This window comes from Viridibacillus sp. KH_047, from assembly GCF_057838945.1.
The window spans coordinates 252,108-273,469 of the sequence record NZ_CM174479.1 but is presented as its reverse complement, the minus strand read 5'-3'; the positions used below and the strand labels follow the sequence as shown (position 1 = coordinate 273,469).

The 21,362-nt window shown below is 35.7% G+C and carries 17 protein-coding genes; 8 read left to right on the top strand and 9 right to left on the bottom strand.

The window, feature by feature from the left end; genetic code table 11:
* Window positions 1–184: 184 nt before the first annotated feature.
* The 3 genes from AC3IS5_RS01455 to AC3IS5_RS01445 form a co-directional block, all read right to left on the bottom strand.
* A complete protein-coding gene (locus AC3IS5_RS01455) occupies window positions 185–877 on the bottom strand; it encodes a VOC family protein (protein WP_489426268.1) in 693 nt (230 codons plus the stop codon).
* A gap of 78 nt (window positions 878–955) precedes the next feature.
* Entirely contained in the window at window positions 956–2,443 is a 1,488-nt protein-coding gene (gene putP / locus AC3IS5_RS01450; RefSeq protein WP_489427797.1) for a sodium/proline symporter PutP, read from the bottom strand.
* A gap of 179 nt (window positions 2,444–2,622) precedes the next feature.
* Window positions 2,623–4,254, bottom strand: coding sequence for an AMP-binding protein (locus AC3IS5_RS01445; RefSeq protein WP_489426267.1), 1,632 nt, complete (start codon window positions 4,252–4,254; stop codon window positions 2,623–2,625).
* A gap of 239 nt (window positions 4,255–4,493) precedes the next feature.
* On the opposite strand from AC3IS5_RS01445, the gene AC3IS5_RS01440 reads away from it, so the two are divergent.
* The 3 genes from AC3IS5_RS01440 (at window position 4,494) to AC3IS5_RS01430 (ending at window position 9,042) form a co-directional block, all read left to right on the top strand.
* Window positions 4,494–5,963: a methyl-accepting chemotaxis protein gene (locus tag AC3IS5_RS01440; protein WP_489426266.1), complete on the top strand. Its 1,470-nt coding sequence runs from the start codon at window positions 4,494–4,496 to the stop codon at window positions 5,961–5,963.
* A 448-nt stretch (window positions 5,964–6,411) separates the two neighbouring features.
* Window positions 6,412–7,797 carry a Na+/H+ antiporter NhaC gene (gene nhaC, locus AC3IS5_RS01435; protein ID WP_489426265.1) on the top strand — a complete coding sequence of 462 codons (1,386 nt, stop codon included), beginning with the start codon at window positions 6,412–6,414 and terminating at the stop codon, window positions 7,795–7,797.
* 84 nt (window positions 7,798–7,881) lie between these two features.
* Entirely contained in the window at window positions 7,882–9,042 is a 1,161-nt protein-coding gene (locus AC3IS5_RS01430) for a class I SAM-dependent methyltransferase (RefSeq protein ID WP_489426264.1), read from the top strand.
* Window positions 9,043–9,177: 135 nt separating this feature from the next.
* Here AC3IS5_RS01430 and AC3IS5_RS01425 read toward each other — a convergent pair whose 3' ends face one another.
* Both AC3IS5_RS01425 and AC3IS5_RS01420 read right to left on the bottom strand, forming a co-directional pair.
* Window positions 9,178–10,512, bottom strand: a complete 1,335-nt coding sequence (locus tag AC3IS5_RS01425) for an ABC transporter permease (protein WP_489426263.1) — start codon at window positions 10,510–10,512, stop codon at window positions 9,178–9,180.
* A 1-nt stretch (window position 10,513) separates the two neighbouring features.
* Window positions 10,514–11,200 carry an ABC transporter ATP-binding protein gene (locus tag AC3IS5_RS01420; protein WP_489426262.1) on the bottom strand — a complete coding sequence of 229 codons (687 nt, stop codon included), beginning with the start codon at window positions 11,198–11,200 and terminating at the stop codon, window positions 10,514–10,516.
* A gap of 221 nt (window positions 11,201–11,421) precedes the next feature.
* On the opposite strand from AC3IS5_RS01420, the gene sigV reads away from it, so the two are divergent.
* Complete coding sequence (sigV, locus tag AC3IS5_RS01415; protein WP_489426261.1) at window positions 11,422–11,919, top strand: RNA polymerase sigma factor SigV; 498 nt, start codon at window positions 11,422–11,424, stop codon at window positions 11,917–11,919.
* Window positions 11,916–12,806 (top strand): anti-sigma-V factor RsiV, encoded by an 891-nt coding sequence (gene rsiV / locus AC3IS5_RS01410; RefSeq protein WP_489426260.1) that lies wholly within the window; start codon window positions 11,916–11,918, stop codon window positions 12,804–12,806. Before sigV ends, rsiV begins: the two co-directional genes overlap by 4 nt.
* Before the next feature lie 63 nt (window positions 12,807–12,869).
* On the opposite strand, the gene fumC is transcribed toward rsiV, so the two are convergent.
* The 4 genes from fumC to AC3IS5_RS01390 all read right to left on the bottom strand — a co-directional run bounded on the left by fumC (window position 12,870) and on the right by AC3IS5_RS01390 (window position 17,212).
* Window positions 12,870–14,252, bottom strand: coding sequence for a class II fumarate hydratase (fumC, locus tag AC3IS5_RS01405; RefSeq protein ID WP_489426259.1), 1,383 nt, complete (start codon window positions 14,250–14,252; stop codon window positions 12,870–12,872).
* Window positions 14,253–14,405: 153 nt separating this feature from the next.
* The gene (locus AC3IS5_RS01400; RefSeq protein ID WP_489426258.1) at window positions 14,406–14,921 is read right to left on the bottom strand and encodes a PCYCGC motif-containing (lipo)protein; all 516 of its coding nucleotides are present in this window, start codon (window positions 14,919–14,921) and stop codon (window positions 14,406–14,408) included.
* Between the two features lie 173 nt (window positions 14,922–15,094).
* Window positions 15,095–16,660 (bottom strand): flotillin lipid rafts scaffold protein FloT, encoded by a 1,566-nt coding sequence (gene floT / locus AC3IS5_RS01395; protein WP_489426257.1) that lies wholly within the window; start codon window positions 16,658–16,660, stop codon window positions 15,095–15,097.
* Window positions 16,661–16,678: 18 nt separating this feature from the next.
* The gene (locus tag AC3IS5_RS01390) at window positions 16,679–17,212 is read right to left on the bottom strand and encodes an NfeD family membrane protein (RefSeq protein WP_489427796.1); all 534 of its coding nucleotides are present in this window, start codon (window positions 17,210–17,212) and stop codon (window positions 16,679–16,681) included.
* A 240-nt stretch (window positions 17,213–17,452) separates the two neighbouring features.
* On the opposite strand from AC3IS5_RS01390, the gene AC3IS5_RS01385 reads away from it, so the two are divergent.
* The 3 genes from AC3IS5_RS01385 to AC3IS5_RS01375 all read left to right on the top strand — a co-directional run bounded on the left by AC3IS5_RS01385 (window position 17,453) and on the right by AC3IS5_RS01375 (window position 21,341).
* Entirely contained in the window at window positions 17,453–18,073 is a 621-nt protein-coding gene (locus tag AC3IS5_RS01385; RefSeq protein ID WP_038186284.1) for a DUF47 domain-containing protein, read from the top strand.
* 14 nt (window positions 18,074–18,087) lie between these two features.
* Complete coding sequence (locus tag AC3IS5_RS01380) at window positions 18,088–19,086, top strand: inorganic phosphate transporter (protein ID WP_489426256.1); 999 nt, start codon at window positions 18,088–18,090, stop codon at window positions 19,084–19,086.
* A gap of 137 nt (window positions 19,087–19,223) precedes the next feature.
* Entirely contained in the window at window positions 19,224–21,341 is a 2,118-nt protein-coding gene (locus AC3IS5_RS01375) for an MMPL family transporter (RefSeq protein ID WP_489426255.1), read from the top strand.
* Window positions 21,342–21,362 lie beyond the last annotated feature (21 nt).

Below are 21,362 nucleotides of genomic sequence, written 5' to 3'. Positions count from 1 at the left end.
ACTGAAATAAACAGTAGAGTAGAGCTGATATATCTACTCTTCTCTTACCATTAAATATAAAATGTTCTAAAAAACAGCTGTGTCATAATCACCCCGTAAAATATTCAAGCAGTTCCGTTCAAATACCATTTAGAACCCTTATTTAAAAAGGTAAATTTATCCTAACATATTCATTTCTTAACTCTCAACCTTTTGCAATTTCAATTGCGTGCAATCGTTCCTTACTATCATGTTTTTCCTCAAAAACAAATACTGTATTCCCCAGCTTCAATGTATTCCCCTTTGTAGATAACGATAATAATCTAGACCAATGAATAAGCTTCTCTTCTACATTTTTCACATGGAAGATACAATGTTTAATCGTCAATTCTTCATGTTCAGGTTTGACTGTTCCATCTTTTCTTAAAGACGAATAACGTTCTTCATCCGTCTGCTCCCACTGTATAAAAAATGGATAAGGTAAAGTATGGTCAATTTTATGATCAATGAAAAGCATTTTCCATCTACGCAAACCGCCATTGGACGTTCTTCTCTCGGCAGGGATAATTCCTGATGTACGATAGCCCATCTTTTTAAAATAGCGATTCTTCTTTTCTAAATCGTTTGAACGTAAGCATAATGATGCAAAACCTTCACCATCGACAATATCATATAAAAGTTGTTTCACTAAAGGCTGAGTTGATTGTTTCGCTATATTTTCATGTTCAACAGCCAGCCATTCAATATAACTATTCTTTGTATAAAAAAGTGCATTATACGTTCCCCAATCCAAATGCTGCCCACCTTCGACAGGGTGCAAACCTTCAATTTGTTCCTGTTCGACAACCTGCTTCGGATTTTTTGTTGTGAAATATACGACATGATCTAATTCAAACATCCCTATCACCCCTTATGTATATAGAAAAGTCCGTAGCTGTATGTATGCAAGCATAGCCAACTACGGACACAAGAATGATTAACCTTCTTGTTCTTTTTTCAATAACTCTATTGTTCTATCAAACTCTTCTTCAATTTCTTTATTAGGTTTATACGTTAATAAACTAACAACAACCGCTACGAGTAGACAGATAATAAATCCTGGTACAATTTCGTACATAGCCGCATGAAGCTTTTCATTTGAACCCCAAACATATGCTGTCACTGCGCCAGTTACCATACCTGCTAAAGCACCCCAGTTTGTGATTTTCTTCCAGTATAATGTCAATAAAATAATAGGGCCAAATGCCGCGCCAAAACCAGCCCAGGCAAAGGATACTAAATCCAAAATTTTGTTATCCTGTTTCCAAGCTAACGCCATTGCTAAAATAGATACTAAAAGTACAGCCATACGTCCTAAAAACACATATTGTTTATCTGAAGCATTTGATTTAAATACCGCTTTATAAATGTCTTCCACTAATGCAGATGATGTTACGATTAATTGAGATGAAATAGTACTCATAATTGCAGCTAAAATAGCTGCAAGCATAATACCCGCAATGAATGGGTGGAATAAAATTTGCCCTAAAGCAATAAATACTGTTTCAGGATTCTTTAATACTCCAGCATTTTGTTGGTAATAGGCAACGCCAACAAGCGCTGTTGCAATAGCACCAAATAAACTTAGTAACATCCAGCTTATTCCGATTCTACGAGCTTGTTTTGTTTCCTTCACACTCTTAATAGCCATAAAACGAACGATAATATGCGGCTGACCAAAATAACCTAGCCCCCATGCCACAGTAGAAATAATTCCTGTAATCGTTGTACCAGCAAATAAACTTAATAATTTCGGATCAACTTCTTTTATTGAATCTACAGTTTCTCCAAATCCACCTGTTAAGAATAAACCGAAAATCGGAACAATTATAAGTGCTAAAAACATAACTAATCCTTGGATAAAGTCTGTATAACTAACAGCTAAAAATCCTCCAAATAGTGTATATGCAATTACAACACCAGATGAAATTAATAGGCCCGTATGATAATCATATCCAAACGAACTCTCGAAAAATACTCCACCTGCAACCATTCCTGAAGAAACATAGAAAGTAAAGAACACAAGAATAATTAAACCTGAAGCAATGCGAAGTAACTTCGTTTTATCTCTTAAGCGGTTATCTAAATAACTTGGAATTGTAATTGAATTGTTTGATACTTGTGTGTACATACGTAAACGTGGTGCAACAAACATCCAGTTTAAATATGCTCCTACAGTTAAACCAACAGCAATCCAAGCCTCTATTAATCCACTTGCGTAAATTGCACCTGGTAGCCCCATTAATAACCAACCCGACATATCTGCTGCTCCAGCACTTAATGCTGTAACTGCTGGTCCTAATGAGCGACCGCCGAGCATGTAATCTGTCAAATTAGTCGTACGCCTAAATGCATACCATCCAATTATTAACATTGCAATCATATAAATAACGATTGCAATGAGTTGATACGTATTATCAGACATGATAAATCTCACTCTTCCCTTCACCTATATGATATAGCCATTTTATCATGATTATCCTAGCATAAGTAAATAGGGTAGTATATTTATTCATAACGCGCCAACATTTCTCATCTATTAAATTACTAAAAGCGCGAACGAAATATACAAATCCTCAACATTTAACCTGCTCTCATAACAACTCACTTAACTAGGTGTAATTGTGATAATTCTCTTAATCTAAACTTCTGAATTTTCCCTGAGGCTGTCATTGGATATTCATCTATAAACTGAATATACTTCGGAATTTTATGATAGGAGATCTTCCCTTTACAATATGCTCTAAGCTCTTCTACCGTGACAGATGCCCCCTCTTTTAATATGACCCAAGCCATTAGTTCTTCTCCGTATTTTTCATCCGGTACTCCGACAACCTGAACATCTTGAATTTGTGGATGCTCATATAAAAACTCCTCCACCTCACGAGGATAAATATTTTCACCGCCACGGATCACCATGTCTTTAATCCTCCCCGTAATATCGATATAACCATCCTCATCCATAACTGCGATATCACCTGTATGAAGCCAACCTTCATGATCGATTGCTGCATGTGTAGCTTCCGGATTATTATAGTAGCCCTTCATAATTAAATAACCACGCGCACATAATTCACCTGGTGTACCAATTTGTACTTCATCCCCAGTCACTGGATCAATAATCTTTACCTCTACATTCGGATGAGGCTTACCAACTGTGGATACACGCTTTTCAATCGAATCATCCGTGCTTGTTTGTGTAATAACTGGTGAGGATTCTGTCTGACCATAGCAAATCGTAATTTCACGAGCACCCATATCGTTAATGACCTTCTTCATTACCTCGATTGGACAAATTGACCCCGCCATAATCCCTGTACGTAGTGAGGATAATTCAAACTTTCCAAAGTCAGGATGATTTAGTTCTGCGATGAACATTGTAGGTACCCCTTGTAAAGCTGTACACTTTTCATCTTGGACAATTTGTAGCACTAAGCCTGGTTCAAACTGTTCCAACACGACCATTGTGGTACCACGTAATACAGAAGCTAATGTACTCATCACACAACCAAAGCAGTGGAAGAATGGTACTGGGATGCACAAACGATCATGCTCCGTTAAGTGAATATACTCTCCAACTAACTGAGCATTATTAACGACATTATTATGTGTTAACATGACTCCTTTTGGAAAACCTGTTGTTCCTGATGTGTATTGAATATTAATAACATCATCTGGATCTAGAGATTGAAAACGTTCTTCTAATTCTTCATCTGTCACTTGCTTCGCAAACTCTTCAAGTTCACTCCATGTATATATACCCGGATAATCATTTTCACTCATAACTATTACTCTTTTGAACTGTGGTAATTTATCTGATAGAATATTACCTTTTTTGGAGATTGTTAGTTCAGGACATATTGTTTGAATGATATTAATATAAGAAGTACCTTTAAATTCTTCCCCTAGAATTAATGTCGTTGAGTCCGATTGCTTTAGCAAATATTCAAGTTCTTTTTCTTGATAATTCGTATTTACTGTTACAAGAACAGCTCCCATCTTCCCTGATGCAAACTGACTAAGTAGCCATTCCCTCTTATTATCCGACCAAATGGCAATATGCTCCCCTTTTTCGATACCCATGCCGATAAATGCCTTCGCTATTTCGTCCGTTTCGTGATTAAATTCCTCATAAGTTTTTCTCACATTATTTTCTGGATACACATATGCTTCATTATTCGGAAACGCTTCCACTGTACTACGTAAAACTTCTCCAACAGTCTTATGTAATAACATACAACATGCCCCCTTTTTTCGAAGTATTATCTTAAGTCATTTTATCACAAAATTCTAATTAGTTAACTTATTAAATGGCAAAGTTTATTAGTTATTATTATTTTTTTCCAACATAATATAGCAATCTTTTATTCTCTACATTATTATTAGTTAATAAGGATTATGAATTTCCTAAAACAAAGATACCATATACCTAACTACAGCAATTAAAAATAATATATTTAAGGAGATCCTTTACTATGAACATGCAATTATTATCTAAAGCAGATTGGAAGAGAAAGAATTTTTTTATTTTCCTAGTAACAATTATCACTACAGGCGTAGGTTTTCTAGCACAATTACTTTTCGACTCACACCCTATGGTCAAACTTGTGATAGGAAGTATTTTTGCACTCGTATTAATTTCTTTTCTTATTGAACGTAAATTAGTGATTTTCGAACGCTTCTTTCCATACTTCATTCTATTAATGATCTTCTTCACTATCATAGGCACAATACTTGGTGAAGGTGTTAGTTCATTAGGATCTATAGCATTATCTTTTTTCTTAATAATGATATCTAGTATTCATTCAAGTAAAAAGTTGCTGATCTTTGGTTACCTTTTAAGCGCTATTTCGATGGTCTTTAACAAAATATGTTTTGAACAAGTGGATATAATGTCTGATCAATATCAAAACTTATTACTTGTGCACTTCCTGTCTGGTATTGCAGTCTTTTTACAAATCCATCAAAATACACATAACTCAAATAATAACGCTGAACTATATGAACAATTAGAAGCGAAATCACATCAGGAAACTTTGTTGATGGACAAACTTACTTCTTCAGTTCAAGCGATTACAGCAAATCTTCAAAGCATCACACAGAATACTAACAGTGCGACAGCTGCACAACGAGAAATGCTTATTGCTGTTAACGAGATTAGCGCAGGTTCTGAACAACAAGCTGATCGGATTTCAGATATCGTACTAAACTCAGAAGCTACAGCACAGACAATCCGTAACATCTCTACTTCACTGAAAGAGGCCGTACAACAATCTAGCCAGGCGGGAACCCAAGCAACGAATGGTGCTACACGGATGCAAGTTATGAAGAATGATATCGATGACTTCACAAAGTTCTTTATCGATTTAAGTATGGCTTTCAAAGATTTAACAGAAAAAATTTCTGAAACAAATTCATTTACAGTAGCCATTCGTCAAATTACGGAGCAAACGAACTTACTAGCATTAAACGCATCCATTGAAGCAGCTCGTGCTGGTGAACATGGGAAAGGTTTTGCTGTCGTAGCAGATGAAATTCGAAAACTTGCTAGTGTAACGGATGAAACACTCGTGAAAATTGATTCGAACTTACGTAATGTTAATGAATATAATGAAGTAACCCTCACTAAATTAGAGGATGGAATGAACAAGATATACAAACAAGTATCTGAGGCTGAACATTCTACAACCGCCTTCAATGAGCTACACAAAACTATGGACACATTGCAACAACAAATGACCCAACTTTTGACTAATATGACGCAAATAGAGGGCAACTCCGAAACTATTCAACAAAGTACTACTGAGTTTGCTGCGGTTATTGAGGAAAGTACTGCAGCTCTTGAAGAGCTAAATGCGACCTTATTAAACTTAACAGAGGAACAAGCTCAAATAGCTAGGTATGTTAACCAAACATATGAAGTGGCAAATTCGATAAAAGCCTAGTCTACTTTCTTCTCCACTATCGGCATTACTTTGCCGATAGTTTTTTTTATGAGTAACTTATGTATACCTTGAAATACACTATCAATAGACTTTCTTTCTAATTAAGATATAAAAATACTGTTTCAAACAATATATTTAGGTCAAATCTATTGACTATATACTCAAACGTGGTAGAATTTTTATTAACTTCAATGCGTTGAAGCGACAAAGTGAATATTACGAGTGATGGACATAGTAGGTATTTTACAGACAGCAATTAGAGACTAAGTAATTGGTGCAAACTTAGGTCTGTATTATAGATGAATTACACCATTAGATACTCGTTTTAAATGAAGTGGTTGGATTCAATTATTCAACAATTAGGGTGGTACCGCGGAGTTCTCCTTCGTCCCTTTTTATAGGGATAGAAGGATTTTTTTATGCCATCTTAATATATAGGAGGATTTCCATGTTTCGTATTCAATCTAAAATCACACCATCTTTTTTTGAAGCATTACTTCTCGTAGGCATCATTATTGCCACAATGGGAATTAGTATTGCTAAATTTGATGCAGTACCTCATATACCAATTATTATGAGTATCTTATTGCTAATCGCTTACGGCTCAATCAAAAAAGTTTCTTATAAACACCTAGAAGAAGGTCTAGTCGAAGGTTCTAAAGCAGGTTTAAGTGCTATTTTCATCTTCTTCTTTATCGGTATTTTAATTAGTAGTTGGATGATGGGTGGTACCATCCCGACACTGATTTACTTAGGTTTCCAAACAATTACACCACACTTCTTTTATGCTGTTGTATTTCTTGTTACTTGTATTGTTGGGCTTGCAGTTGGGAGCTCACTTACAACTACTGCTACAGTTGGTGTAGCATTTATCGGCATGGCTAGCGCAATGGATATCTCCTTAGCAATCACTGCCGGCGCTATCGTTTCAGGTGCTTTTTTTGGTGATAAGATGTCACCTCTATCTGATACGACGAACCTTTCATCATCCATTGTAGGTGTAGATCTATTTGAACATATAAAAAACATGGGATGGACGACTATTCCCGGATTTTTCATCTCACTTATTATTTACGGGATTATTTCACCAAACAAGGAATTGCAACATGCAGAGAAGATTGATGTTTTCCAAAGTGGATTGATTCAAACAGGTTCAATTCATTGGTATACACTTATTCCATTAGTTGTTCTTATCATTCTAACATTGAAAAAAACACCAGCCATTTTAACATTAGCAATTAGTTCTATTGCAGCTATTATCGTTTCTTATTTCCATACACAATTTGGATTTAGTGAAGTAATGGACATTCTATTTAACGGCTTCAAATCTACTACAGGTATTGAAGACATTGATTCCCTACTGTCACGTGGCGGAATTAATAGCATGATGTTCACAATCGGACTTGTCCTTTTAGCACTTAGTATGGGTGGCTTGTTGTTCACTCTTGGTATCGTGCAAGCACTATTATCAAAAGTAGAAAGCTTCTTTAAAAGTACTGGCTCTGTTATTACAGGTGCAGCCGTTACAGCGATCGGTATTAACACATTAATTGGTGAACAATACTTATCTATTTTACTAACAGGTGAGGCATTCCAGGCACAGTTCAAAAAGGTTGGCTTGAAAAGTAAAAACCTTGCACGTGTAATGGAAGATGCAGGTACCGTTGTAAACCCACTCGTTCCTTGGAGTGTATGTGGTATTTTCATCACCAATGTATTAGGTGTTTCAACTTGGGCGTACTTGCCATTTGCTTTCTTCTGTTTGTTATCACCAATCTTAACAATTATATTTGGTTGGACAGGCAAAACACTTTCATACATTGATGAAAAATAATTCCTCAACTTCTTTTATTCTTTGATGAGGGCGAATTATGGTACACTAATGCCAACTATTAAACAATAAAGAAGGCGAGTAACAATGGATTATCAAGAAATGACACAAGCGTTATTGCAACGACTGTTAAATAAAGAATTAGTAGCTGCTACAATTAGCCAGCCACGTACAAAATCAAATGAAATTAAACGTATTAAATTAAAGCCGATTGAACTAAAAGGTATTTATCATATTCAACTTGAATATCAATATGAACGTATTTTAAAGCACGAAAATATACCGTTATCTTCTATTGAACTGACGATTAATGAGCTATTTGAGCAATACCGTCAGTTCCATGGAGAATTCACTAGTGAGAATATACAAATCCAACTATCCAAGAAAAACAAAGTACTTTGGAAAGTTGAACAAACAGCAAATAAAACGGTCGACCTTTCACATAATCGCAAAAAAAATTACTTGTTAGATCCTGACACTGTTTATCCATTCCTTATCCGCCTAGGGGTGCAAACTGCTGATGGTAAAGTGAAAAAGCAAAAATACGATAAATTCAAACAGATTAATCGCTTTATCGAATTTATCCACGATTCACTCGACTATTTACCAAAAGACCGTACCATTCGTATACTCGATTTTGGATCAGGTAAATCGTATTTAACTTTCGCACTTTATCACTATTTAAAAATTGAGCAAGGTCTAGATATTCGTGTAACAGGTTTAGACTTAAAGAAGGAAGTCATTGAGCATTGTGCGCAGATCGCCCAGGATCTAGAATATGACCAGCTTGAGTTTTTGGTAGGTGATATTAATGACTATAATGATGAAACAGCTGTCGATATGGTCGTTACTTTACACGCATGTGATGTTGCTACAGATATGGCATTAGCTCGTGCAGTAAAATGGGGAGCGAAAGTGATTTTGAGTGTTCCTTGCTGCCAACATGAATTAAATACTCAAATTCAATCTTCACCACTCGATATTATGCTTCAACATGGTTTAGTAAAAGAGCGATTTGCTGCACTAGCTACAGACTCTATCCGTGCTGAGATTTTAACACTTGTTGGTTATGAAACACAGCTACTAGAATTTATCGATATGGAGAATACACCAAAGAACATATTAATTCGCGCATACTTCACAGGTAAAAAACCAACAGTTATTCAAAAGGCACGCTATGATGCCTTTACTAAATTTTTATCTGCAAAACCCTTCTTAGAAAAAGAATTAAAGGAATATCTCAACTAACAATTTCTCCTGTTCCAATATTTGGTTCAGGGGATTTTTTTGTAAATTGCAAGTAACTTTGTGAGGTAAATCATATCTACTGAAACTATCAAAAAGAGCGATTAGCCTAATGGCCAATCGCTCTTTTTATAATTATTATTCCTGTCTCAAAGCTTGGATGACATCAATTTTTGTAGCCTTACGTGCTGGTCTCCAGCCTGAAAGTAATGCTACTCCAATACTAATTACTGAAGCTACAAGTATGAGTTGCCATGGAATATGTGAGAACACAATATCCGCTTCTTGGAATTGATTTGAATCAGTAGCCATATCAATAATAATCGGTAATAGCCAGTTCGATAAGAAACTAATGCCATATGAAATAACAATTGCAATTGCTGTTCCTATAATCCCAATCCAAGCACTTTCCATTAAGAATAATCGCTGGATTAATTTTGGACTTGCTCCAATCGCTTTCATAACGCCAATTTCACGTGTGCGTTCAGTTACTGCCATTGTCATTGTATTGAAAATGCCAATAGAAGCGATTAAAACCGCAATCGTCCCTACAAAAATTAAACCTACTTTAAATGCTAAGAATATAACATTAATTTCATCCAACTGCTCTGTAATTGAGTAAACACTTAAACCTTGGTCCTTCAATTTGGCAATTACACCTTTTACTGCTTCTAAATTCGTTGCATGTACTTTTAATTCTGTATATAAGATATTTTCTTCAGGTTTAACATCTTTTGAATCTTTCACAGATGATTTATAAATATTATAAAAGTCACTTTTTAGATCATTACTAAATAGAATTAAATTCTGAATATCCCATTCTTTCGCTGGTTTCTCTGTTACACCAACAACTTTGAAAGTTAATTCTTTATTAATTGGCTTTTCACTTTCATAAGTTTGTAGTTTTACTGAAATTGTTTTACCTACTAGAGATTCCTTATAACCAAATTTCTTTACTTGCTCAGATACAGCTGTATTATTTTCAGAAGCTTTCTCATTTAACATCTCTTGCTCTTTCAAATCTGCTTTTGATAATAAATTTTCAGCAAAATGATAGCCTACTACAATTTCATTTGAGTTTTGAGGCAAACGACCTTCCGATAACTTTCTACCAACCTTTTCTTCTTCTTTAAAATCAGTCATTTTTACATTTACAGAGTTTGCACGATTTTCAAACTTTACATTTGCTAATAATTCAGCAGAAGTTTTTGGAATTACTGCTCTGACGTTATCCATTTTACGTATAGCATCTACATTTGTTTTATTCTGTCCATCTTCATATACTTGAATTTCAGTCACAGCTTGGTCTGTTAAAATCTCTCTTTCCATCGAACCTTGTAACCCAAAACCGATGGATGCTAAGACGATTAAAAATGCACATCCCATAGTTGTAGCTAGTACAGTTGTAAATACTCGCAGTCTATTTCTCTTTAAATGTTGTCTAACAAAATCTACTTGATCTTTAAATAACATATTACTGCCCCTCCTTCACTAATTCGCCATCGTGCATTCGGAATTTGCGATGTGCAATGTTCGCAACTTCTTCATCGTGCGTTATGATGACAAACGTTAAATTCAGTGCTTTGTTGAGACTTTGAATAAGGAGCAGAATATCTTGCTCTGTTTCCGAATCTAAACTACCCGTAGGCTCGTCCGCTAATAATATTGGTGGATTAGTTACTAATGCTCGGGCAATACTAACACGTTGTTGTTGCCCACCTGATAACTCATTTGGATAATGGTCTGAAACATTTTCCAATCCTACTTGTTGTAATAATTCTTTTACTTTTACCTTCCTCTTTGCAGACGGAATACCTTTAATCTTTAGCGGTAATTCAATATTTTCAAACGCCGTTAAACCAGGCATCAACTGAAAATTTTGAAAGATAAATCCGAAATTTTCTAATCGGAACTGTGCATGAGTAACTTCATTCATAGATGCTGTTTCTTGACCGTTGATAACAATTGACCCATATTCAGGCGTCATAAAACCAGCAATAGTATTCAGCAATGTCGATTTACCAGACCCACTCTTACCAACAATTGAAACTATTTCTCCTTTTGCCACATCGAATGATAAATCCTTCAATACTGGCACTTTCTTTTCTTTACCTTTTTTTCCTATTGCAAATGTATGACTCACATTTTTTATTTCAATCAATTTATTTTAGCCCCTCTCCATTTACTTACTGAAACTAAGTATATACATAGATTCTTAAGTAATAAGAAGGATAAAGATGAAGAAATTCTTAAGATTAGATATAGTGGCGTTAAGGTTTTCAAATTAAATTGTGATAGAAGCAAACTTTTCGAGGTACTTCCAAGTCAAAATATCGTAGTGTTTTCGCGATACGCTATATTTGTGAAGGAGTTTAACTGGTCATGACAAAAGAGGAAAAATACAAGCTTGTAGAAGCATTTATAATAGAAAATCAGCATTCTTATTACCGACTAGCATTTAGCTATGTCAAAAACAAAGAAGATGCACTAGATATCGTACAGGAGAGCATTGTTAAAGCACTCAAATCAATCGATAATATAGAACAAATTGAATATATTAAAACATGGTTTTACCGTATTTTAATCAATACATCCATAGATTATATAAAGAGAAACAAACGAACAATCGCCTCTCCAGATGAAATTCTAGATTTTCATTTACCCAACCAAGAAATTAATTTACATGATTTAGATTTATATGAAGCCATTGATCATTTACCCATTACTTACAAAACCATTATCATATTGCGCTTCTTCGAGGATATGAAAATCGATGATATTGCCGAAATGCTCGGGGAAAATAGCAACACAATTAAAACAAGGCTTTATGCCGCATTGCGTAAGCTACGCATAGAAATGAAAGAGGATGTGGAATCATGAGTAAAATTAACGACGCCCAAAAAAAATTCGACGATATTGAAATTCCTGAAGAACTAGATTTTGTTGTCCAAACAGCTATAAAGGAAGCTAACCCAATGAAAAACAATAAACGAAAAAAAATGAACCCTTTTAAAAGTTTTGGATTAGGGGCTGCAGCTGCTGCAATATTATTCGCAGGTAGTGTAAACATAAGTCCAGCCTTTGCACAATCAATGTCTAACATTCCTGTCTTAAATTCAATTGTCCAAGTTATCACTATTAATGAAATAGTTGATGGTAATGACGATTCGCAAGCTAACATTTCAACTCCTCAAATTACGGGCCTTGAGAACAAAGAATTGGAAGCAACATTGAATTCAAAATACGAGCAAGAAAATGCCAAGCTATTTGCTCAGTTCCAAAAGAAAATGGCCAAAATTGAAGAACAAGGCGGGGGACACTTAGGGGTAGACGCCGGCTATAAAGTATTAACAGATACAGAAAATTTACTTTCAATTAGTCGTTATACAGTAGAAACACAAGCTTCAAGTTATGAGACAATTCACAACGATACAATAGACAAGAAGAATGAATTACTCATTACTTTACCAAGTCTATTCAAAGACAATGAATATATCGAAACCATCTCAAATTATATTAAAGATGAAATGCGTAAACAAATGGCTGATGATGTTGAGAAAACCTACTTTATTGCAGGAGAATCAGATGCAAACAATGGCTTTGACAAAATTAAAGCAGATCAAAACTTCACTATTACAGAGAATAATGAGCTTATTATCTACTTTGATCAATATGAGGTTGCACCAGGCTATATGGGTGCTGTAAAATTCAAAATCCCAACAAATGTTATGCAAAAAGACCTTGTAAGTAATCACTATATTAAATAATATAAAGCCTTGCACTCAGCAGTATTTCTTCTGCTGTAGTACAAGGCTTTTTAATATTATAATTTAAAATTGAATCATTTTCACTGGGTCTACTATTTCATCAAATTGAGCTTCAGTTAATAATCCTGTTTCAAGAGCTGCTTCTTTTAATGTTAGGTCATTTTTATGTGCATGCTTCGCTATTTTCGCTGCATTTTCATAACCAATGTGTGGATTAAGTGCGGTCACTAACATAAGTGAATTTTTCACAAAATGGTCTAGTTTTTCTTCATTTGCCTCAATGCCTACTAAACAGTGTTCGTTAAAACTTCGGATAACATCGCTTAACAAACTGACAGATTGCATGAAGTTATATAGAATAACAGGCTTAAATACATTGAGTTCAAAATTCCCTTGGCTAGCTGCAATTCCAATCGTCACATCATTGCCCATAACTTGAGTCGCCACCATCGTAACAGCTTCACATTGCGTTGGGTTTACTTTACCAGGCATAATCGAACTACCCGGTTCATTTTCAGGAATAGTGATTTCGCCAATACCACTTCGAGGACCACTTGCAAGCCAACGAACATCATTGGCAATTTTCATCATATCTGCTGCCAAGCCCTTTAAAGCACCATGCACATGAACAATTTGATCATGGCTTGTGAGCGCATGAAATTTATTTTCAGATGAAATGAAATGGAGTCCTGTTTCTTCATCTAAAGCTTTAGCTACTCTATCACCAAATTCACTAGGTGCATTGATACCCGTTCCTACTGCCGTTCCTCCAATCGCAAGCTCTAGTAAATGTTCTTTACTTTGCTTAATCATTTGCTCTGATTTCTCAATCATATGCAACCATCCACTTATCTCTTGCCCCAGTGTTAAAGGTGTTGCATCTTGCAAATGCGTACGGCCAATTTTAATCGTCATTTTAAATTGCTCAGCTTTCGCCTGCAATGTTGCTTTTATCTCTTGTAGAGCTGGTAGTAAATCATTCGTAACAACAGTAATAGCTGCAATATGCATAGCTGTCGGAAAAGAGTCGTTAGAGCTTTGAGATTTGTTAACATCATCATTTGGGTGCAGTCTTTCATCACTACCTTGTTTTTGCAAATATGCATTCCCAAGATGAGCGATCACTTCATTGACATTCATATTGGTTTGCGTACCACTACCCGTTTGCCACACAACAAGCGGGAATTCTTCATCCCATTTACCTGCAATAATTTCATCAGCTGCGTGAACAATGGCATTTGCCTTAACTTGTGACAGATTACCAAGCTCAGCACTAACAGTAGCTGCTGCTTTTTTTAGAAGTGCATACGCATAAATAAATTCAATTGGCATTTGTTCTGTACCAATTTTAAAATTTTCCTTACTACGCTGTGTTTGAGCTCCCCATTTATGTGCTGATGGTACTTTTATCTCTCCCATAGAATCATGTTCAATACGATAATCCAAAGTCATCCATCTCCCTTGTTTTCATACGAAACTTATTACCTTTCCACCATTTATGATAACGCTTTCTTATTAGAATGTCTTAAATGCTGTTTGCCATAAGAGATATTAAAAAACCCCTGCACGCAAAAGCTTGTACAAGGATTGAAAATCATATTAAGCTGGTGTTGGTGTTGGCGTCGGTTTAGCGTAACCTTCTTTATAAGCGTCATCAATTACATCTCGAATCTCTTTTAATGACTTACCCTCTTGCGCCATTTTAATTGATTGGATTGCTATTTCTACGCAAGCTACACATCGTGTTCCATGATCATCCCAAACGATTGAGCCATCCTTTTTTACTTCTTTAATAAAGCAGTTCATATTACTTTTATGGCCAGCACTTTCTCCACATCCGCAGTAGCAAGGTATCCATTTTAAAATCTCCGTTGCTTGACCTGTCGCTTTATAAACAAGCTTCAAATCTTCAGATTGTTTATCTAAAAAGCTTGGTAGAACTTCTGCTGAAGCTGTAGTCTCTTGAATATCACCGTTAGCTACAGTGTGTTGATGTCCCGCTTCTTCATTGTGTTGTTCTTGCTTTACCGGCTCATCTGCCTTGTCCTCACCACTACTGCAAGCAGTCAATAACATAGAACCAGCTAGTAATAACGTAAACCATTTAAATTTCATAGCTAATAACCCCTTCATACACTTTTCCCCTATTGTACCTTAATAAGTATCAAAACTTGTATGACAAATAAGCAACATTAATATTAAGCAGTAAGATTTTCTATATTGTTAAACAAGTCTTCTTCTTTTTAAACATAAAAAGCTGACTCATTTTCATGAGCCAGCTCTTTCATTTAAGCTTCTTCTTTAGATTCAATAACTTCAGTTGTAGATGCATTTGACTTACCTTGTACTTCATCTGCTAATCGTTCGATACTTGGGCGGATAGTACCTTTGCCTGAGTAATTTTCGATTAACTCTTTCATATCGATACCCGATGTTTCTTTTAGTGATTCTTGTAGTGTAGACATTAAGTTGGTTGCATAAGCAGTGACTTTGTTAGCACCACCGCCGCCTTCACCACCACTTCCTGTATCAACGACTGTTATTTTGTCGATATTTGAAAGCGGGCTAGCAACTTGTTTCGCATACTCAGGCATCATGTGGATAACCATATCGAGCACCGCCGCTTGGCCGTATTGTTCGAATGCTTCGGCAATTTTACGTTTCGCTTCGGCTTCTGCAAGACCTTTAAGACGGATAATATCTGCTTCGGCTTCACCTTGTGCACGTTCTGAGTCAGCTTTTGCAAGACCATCTAAACGTACTTTTTCTGCATCAGCTTTCGCTCTTGCTTCAATGCTATATTTCTCCGCATCGGCTTGAGCTAATTGTTTCATTTTCTCTGCTGCTGCATTTTGCTCTATTGCATAACGATCCGCGTCGGCTTTTTTCTTCACTTCAGAATCGTATTGTTTCTCACGACGAAGAATCTCTTTTTCTTCTAATTCAATTTGTTTTTGACGCTCGATGATACGAACTTGCATTTCCTGTTCTGTTACTTCTTGTTTTGCTTTAGCTGATTCTAACTCATATGCTTGGTCAGCACGGGCTTTCGCGACATCTTGCTCGCGGCGGAATTCAGCTACTTTTAATTGGTTTTCTTTTTCTGCTTCTGCAATCTCAGTGGCACGTTCAAGCTCTGCTTTTTGCGCTTCTTTATCTGATTCAGCACGTTTAATACGTGTTTCTTTTTCTGCCTCTGCTGTTGCAATATCAGCGTCACGTCTTACTTGTGCGATTCTTGGCTTCCCTAATGAATCAAGGTAACCGTTTTTATCACGTACATCCTTGATTGTAAATGAAACGATGATTAAACCCATTTTGGCTAAATCTTGTGATGCAACACGTTGAACTTCTTGTGAGAATTTATCGCGATTTTTATAAATTTCTTCAACTGTCATAGAACCTAAGATCGAACGTAGATGACCTTCTAAAACTTCCTTCGCCTCATTTTCGCGTTCTTCTTTAGGTTTTCCTAAGAACTGCTCTGCTGCTGTCGCAATTTCAGAAATAGAACCGCCGATTTTAATGATTGCAATACCATCCGCCATTACTGGAACACCTTGCTCTGTATATACTTCAGGTGTTGTCACTTCTAGTTTACTAGATAATAAGCTTAATGGTTCTGCTTGTTGGAATACAGGAAGTACGAATGTACCACCACCGCGGATAATTTTAATTCGATTACCTGATTCGTCTGTATGTACATTTTTTGATCCTAAGTAACTACCAGTTACGATTAGCGCTTCATCTGGACCTGCTGTTCGGTATTTCGTGACATAAACACCTATAATCGCTAATAAAACAAAAGCTACAATTCCTATTACGACTAATAACCCTATATTCCCAAAATCCATTTCATTTCCCCCTTTAATCTATTTTGAAAACATCGGCTCATATGCTCTGACATACACCGTGCCTTCTTTTACTTCTACTATAAGGACATGTTGGTTATACTCAATTTCTTCATTATCAAAACCTACAGCACGTTTTGAAATTAAACCATTTACAGTTTCAATAACAACTTCACCAAACCCATCAACAGGAATAGGTACGATTACCTTACCAAGTTGCCCTGCCAATGACTCATCTGTATACGCCATTGATACTTCTGCTGACTTAAGTGGTAATAAGATAAAGAAATAGAGCAATACACTTAATACGGTAGAGATAATTGTTGCAAATGCGATGATCACGATACTAGAAAATGACGTTAAACTTTCAAAGATGAAACCAATTGCTGCAAAGAATGTTAGAAAAGAAAGAATAACCGCTGGATTAAAAAACGGAATACCTTCTCCAACACCATCAATTACATCTCCAAAAAATAAAAATAAGACCATGCATACTGCAAGAATTATTAGGGAATATAAATATACTTGTTGGATTGCTATACCAAACAGTTCTATTAGACTCACCTCTCATACTTATGTTATTTTCCTTACAATAAGTTATACGGTTAAGTAGATAGAAAGTTTCTTTTTTTAAAAATATTTTACACATTTTATTTGGAGTTATTTCTAATGTTACGGGAATGTAAATTTTAGTCGGAATTATGTAAATAATGTGGGGATTCCTATTGCATTTTGATATGATTGTGTAGCGTTAAAAGAGATTGATAAGTTGATATTCAACCTAGGAGGATTCACATGTTTAGCTCAAAAAAACAAGACCCTTTTTTTGCGTCGCTGTTGAAAATTGCAGAAACAGTTAATGAAGCTGTACATTATGCAGATGATTTTAAAATTACAAGCATCGCAGATTTAAAAGAGCTTAGCGTAACATTAAAACAGTATGAGACCGATGGAGATAAATTAATTCATGAATTAATTTTCATGTTAAACAAATCATTTATGACACCGATCGAACGTGAAGATATTTTGGAATTAGCTGTACGTATGGATGATGTTCTTGATGGCATTGAAGGCTGTATCGCCCACTTCGAAATGTTCTCATTAACAGAGGTAGACGACTATATGCGTGACTTCCTTAAATACATCGTAAAAAGTACAGATGAAATTGTCGCAGCAATGGGACATTTAACAAACAAAAAACTGATCGATATGCGTGATCATTCCATCCTCATTAAAGACTATGAGCGCAAATGTGATGACGTTCTTCGCACATCAATTAAACAACTATTCTTACATGAAAAAGATCCTATTCGCATAATTCAGTTCAAAGATATTTACGAACAACTTGAAGAAGTAGCTGATTACTGCCAAGATGTTGCAAATACAATGGATACAATTATAATGCGTAACGCCTAGGAGATGTAGTTATATTGGATACTGTACTATTTTTAACCATTCTTGTTGTAGTATTCGCATTATTATTTGACTTCATTAATGGTTTTCACGATACTGCAAATGCCATCGCAACTGCTGTTTCTACACGTGCATTACCTCCTCGTGTAGCTGTCTTAATGGCCGCAACTATGAACTTTATAGGTGCAATAACATTTACAGGCGTAGCTAAAGCATTGGCCCAAGATATCGTTGACCCTTTTGCAATTGATAACGGGGTTGTCATTATTTTAGCTGCTTTGCTATCCGCAATTATTTGGAACTTAGTAACTTGGTATTATGGTATTCCGTCTAGTTCATCACATGCTCTAATCGGCTCCTTAGCTGGTGCAGCGATTGCTGCTGCAGGTTTTGCTGTTTTGAACTATGAAGGATTTATCAAAATTATTAAAGCATTAATCTTCTCACCATTTATTGCTATCGTTGCTGGTTTTATCATGATGTCCATTTTCAAAGTGGTATTCAAAGACTTAAACTTATATCGTACTAATAAAGGATTCCGTAGACTACAGATTTTCACTGCTGCGATACAATCTTTTACCCACGGTACAAACGATGCTCAAAAATCAATGGGTATTATTACAATGGCTTTAATTGCTGCTGGCTTACAAACTGGTGACGATATTCCAATGTGGGTGCGTATTGCAGCTGCAACTGCAATGGGATTAGGTACATCCATTGGTGGATATAAAATTATCAAAACTGTTGGCGGTAAAATTATGAAAATCCGACCTGTTAACGGAGCAGCTGCTGATTTAGCTTCTGCTGCTGTTATTTTTGGTGCTACACAACTTCACTTACCTGTAAGTACAACACATGTTATCTCCACTTCTATTATGGGGGTTGGTTCGGCTCAACGTGTAAAAGGGGTTAAATGGGGCGTAGCAAGGAAAATCGTTATTACGTGGATTATCACTTTGCCAACATCTGCATTAATGGGAGCAGCTATCTTTTTTGTTCTCAACTTATTTATCTAATAATTTCCTTAATAGGTTTCCGTTCGCTATCGGATGGGAGCTTTTTTTATGTAAAAATTTCGACTGTTTAACGACAAATTAAGACATAAGCTTTACACTAATTACATAGAGTTGTTTAAGAAAGGTGGTACATACATTTGCAATACTTATCTCGATTTATAACAAAATATTATAAAATAATTGCAACGATTTGGTGTGCATTTTTCATTATCTTTGCATACTTTGCTATTCAATTACCCGGTCAATTAAAAGGTGATGGTTTTAAAGTTAATGGCGATCATCAAGCGGTTATGAACGAACTAACAGCAGAATTTGGTCTACCTGCTGAAACCATATTTGTCGTATTTGATAAAGTCAAAGACGACGATATTAAAGCGACATTACAGAAAATAGAAGAGGTAGAGGAAATCGATTCCATTCAATCTCCTTTAAAGAACTCGGAACTTCATAAAAAAAATATCTCATATGCTATTTTGAATTTCGATAATTCCATAGAGGATATGTCAATTGTAGTAACGAAAATACGAGACAAGATAAACGACAAACAAGGAGTTACTATAACAGGTGGATCGGTGATTTCATCCGATCTTAATACAGCCAGTCAAAAAGATTTAGCTAGCGCAGAAGCAATTGGATTACCCATTGCAGTACTTGTTTTATTACTAGCATTTGGTAGCGTCGTCGCTTCAATTCTACCAATTGTAATTGGAATCATTACCGTCGTATCTGCGTTTGGCATACTATCTATGTTGAGTGGACAGTTTAATTTATCCATCTTCATAATGAATATTATTCCTATGCTTGGACTCGCACTCAGCATAGATTTCGCTTTGTTATTTATCAATCGTTATCGTGAGGAAAGATTGCACTCTACCATTCAACAAGCTGTGCAAACAACTATTCAAACTGCCGGGCGATCGATTATCTTTTCTGCATTTTGTGTCATGATTGGTCTCGGTGCGATGATTGTTATCCAAGTAGAAATATTCCATAATATCGCGCTAGGCGGTACGATTGCAGTTTTCCTAGCAGTTGTTGCTTCATTAACTTTGTTACCTGCAAGCATATTGTTATTGGGCGATCGCTTAAATAAATGGACCATTATTCGAGTGAAACCGAATAGTGTATCGCGTTGGCGTAGTTTTGCAACACTAGTTATGAAACGTCCAGTGACAATTGCTATTATTTCCTTGATCATCTTAGGAATAGGTATTGTCCCTGTGAAGGATATGAAACTAACCATTCCAACAATGGATGCTTTACCCACTTCATATGATTCTCGTACTTCTTTTGAGAAACTACAAAAAGAATTTGATTTAGGCAAAAATTCTACAGTTTATTTATTAGCAGAACGTGAAGATGGATGGGATTCCAAAGCTGGTTTAAATGACATCCTAAAGCTACAAAAAGCATTACAGAAAGATGCCTTAGTCCTTGATGTGAAGACCATTTTCACGGAATCTAAAATCAGTCGCATAGAGGAATGGCAGCAAAGTATGAAAAACATTTCTGCTAGCGAACAACTAAAACCTATACAAGAAACATTTATACATGATAAACAGTTATTTATCCCAATTACATTAGATGCTAAAGGAGCTTCTACAAAGGCACAAGATTGGGTGAGAAAGTGGTCGGATAAAGATTTAAATATGAACTTTAAACTTGGTGGAGAAGCGAAATTTAATCAAGAAATTTTCGATGAAATTTCAAATAAAATCGTTATAGCCTTATCCATTATTATTGTTTCAACATTCTTTATTCTAATGCTTGCATTCCGTTCTGTGTTAATTCCTATAAAGGCTATTTTAATGAATATTATTGGCCTATCATCAGCTTTTGGAATACTTGTATATTTATTCCAATACGGAGGTTTCGGAATAGAGGAAGGGACAATTGTTTTAATCATACCTGTTATTACATTTTGCCTTGTATTCGGCTTAAGTATGGACTATGAAGTATTCCTTATCTCCAGAATACAAGAAGAATATGAAAAAGGTGCGAGTAATACGCGCGCTACGATTGATGGACTTACTTCTACAAGTAAAATCATTACATCTGCTGCGTTAATCATGATTGTTATTACAGGTGCATTTGCCTTCACAGATGTAATGCCTGTGAAGCAAATAGGTGTCGGCATTGCCATTGCCATTGCTATTGATGCGACAATTATACGTCTAATGCTCGTACCAAGTCTGATGAAATTATTAGGTGACTGGAACTGGTGGATGCCGTTTCAAAAGAAAAATCGCAAATAAAAAAGAGGTAACCTTAATCAG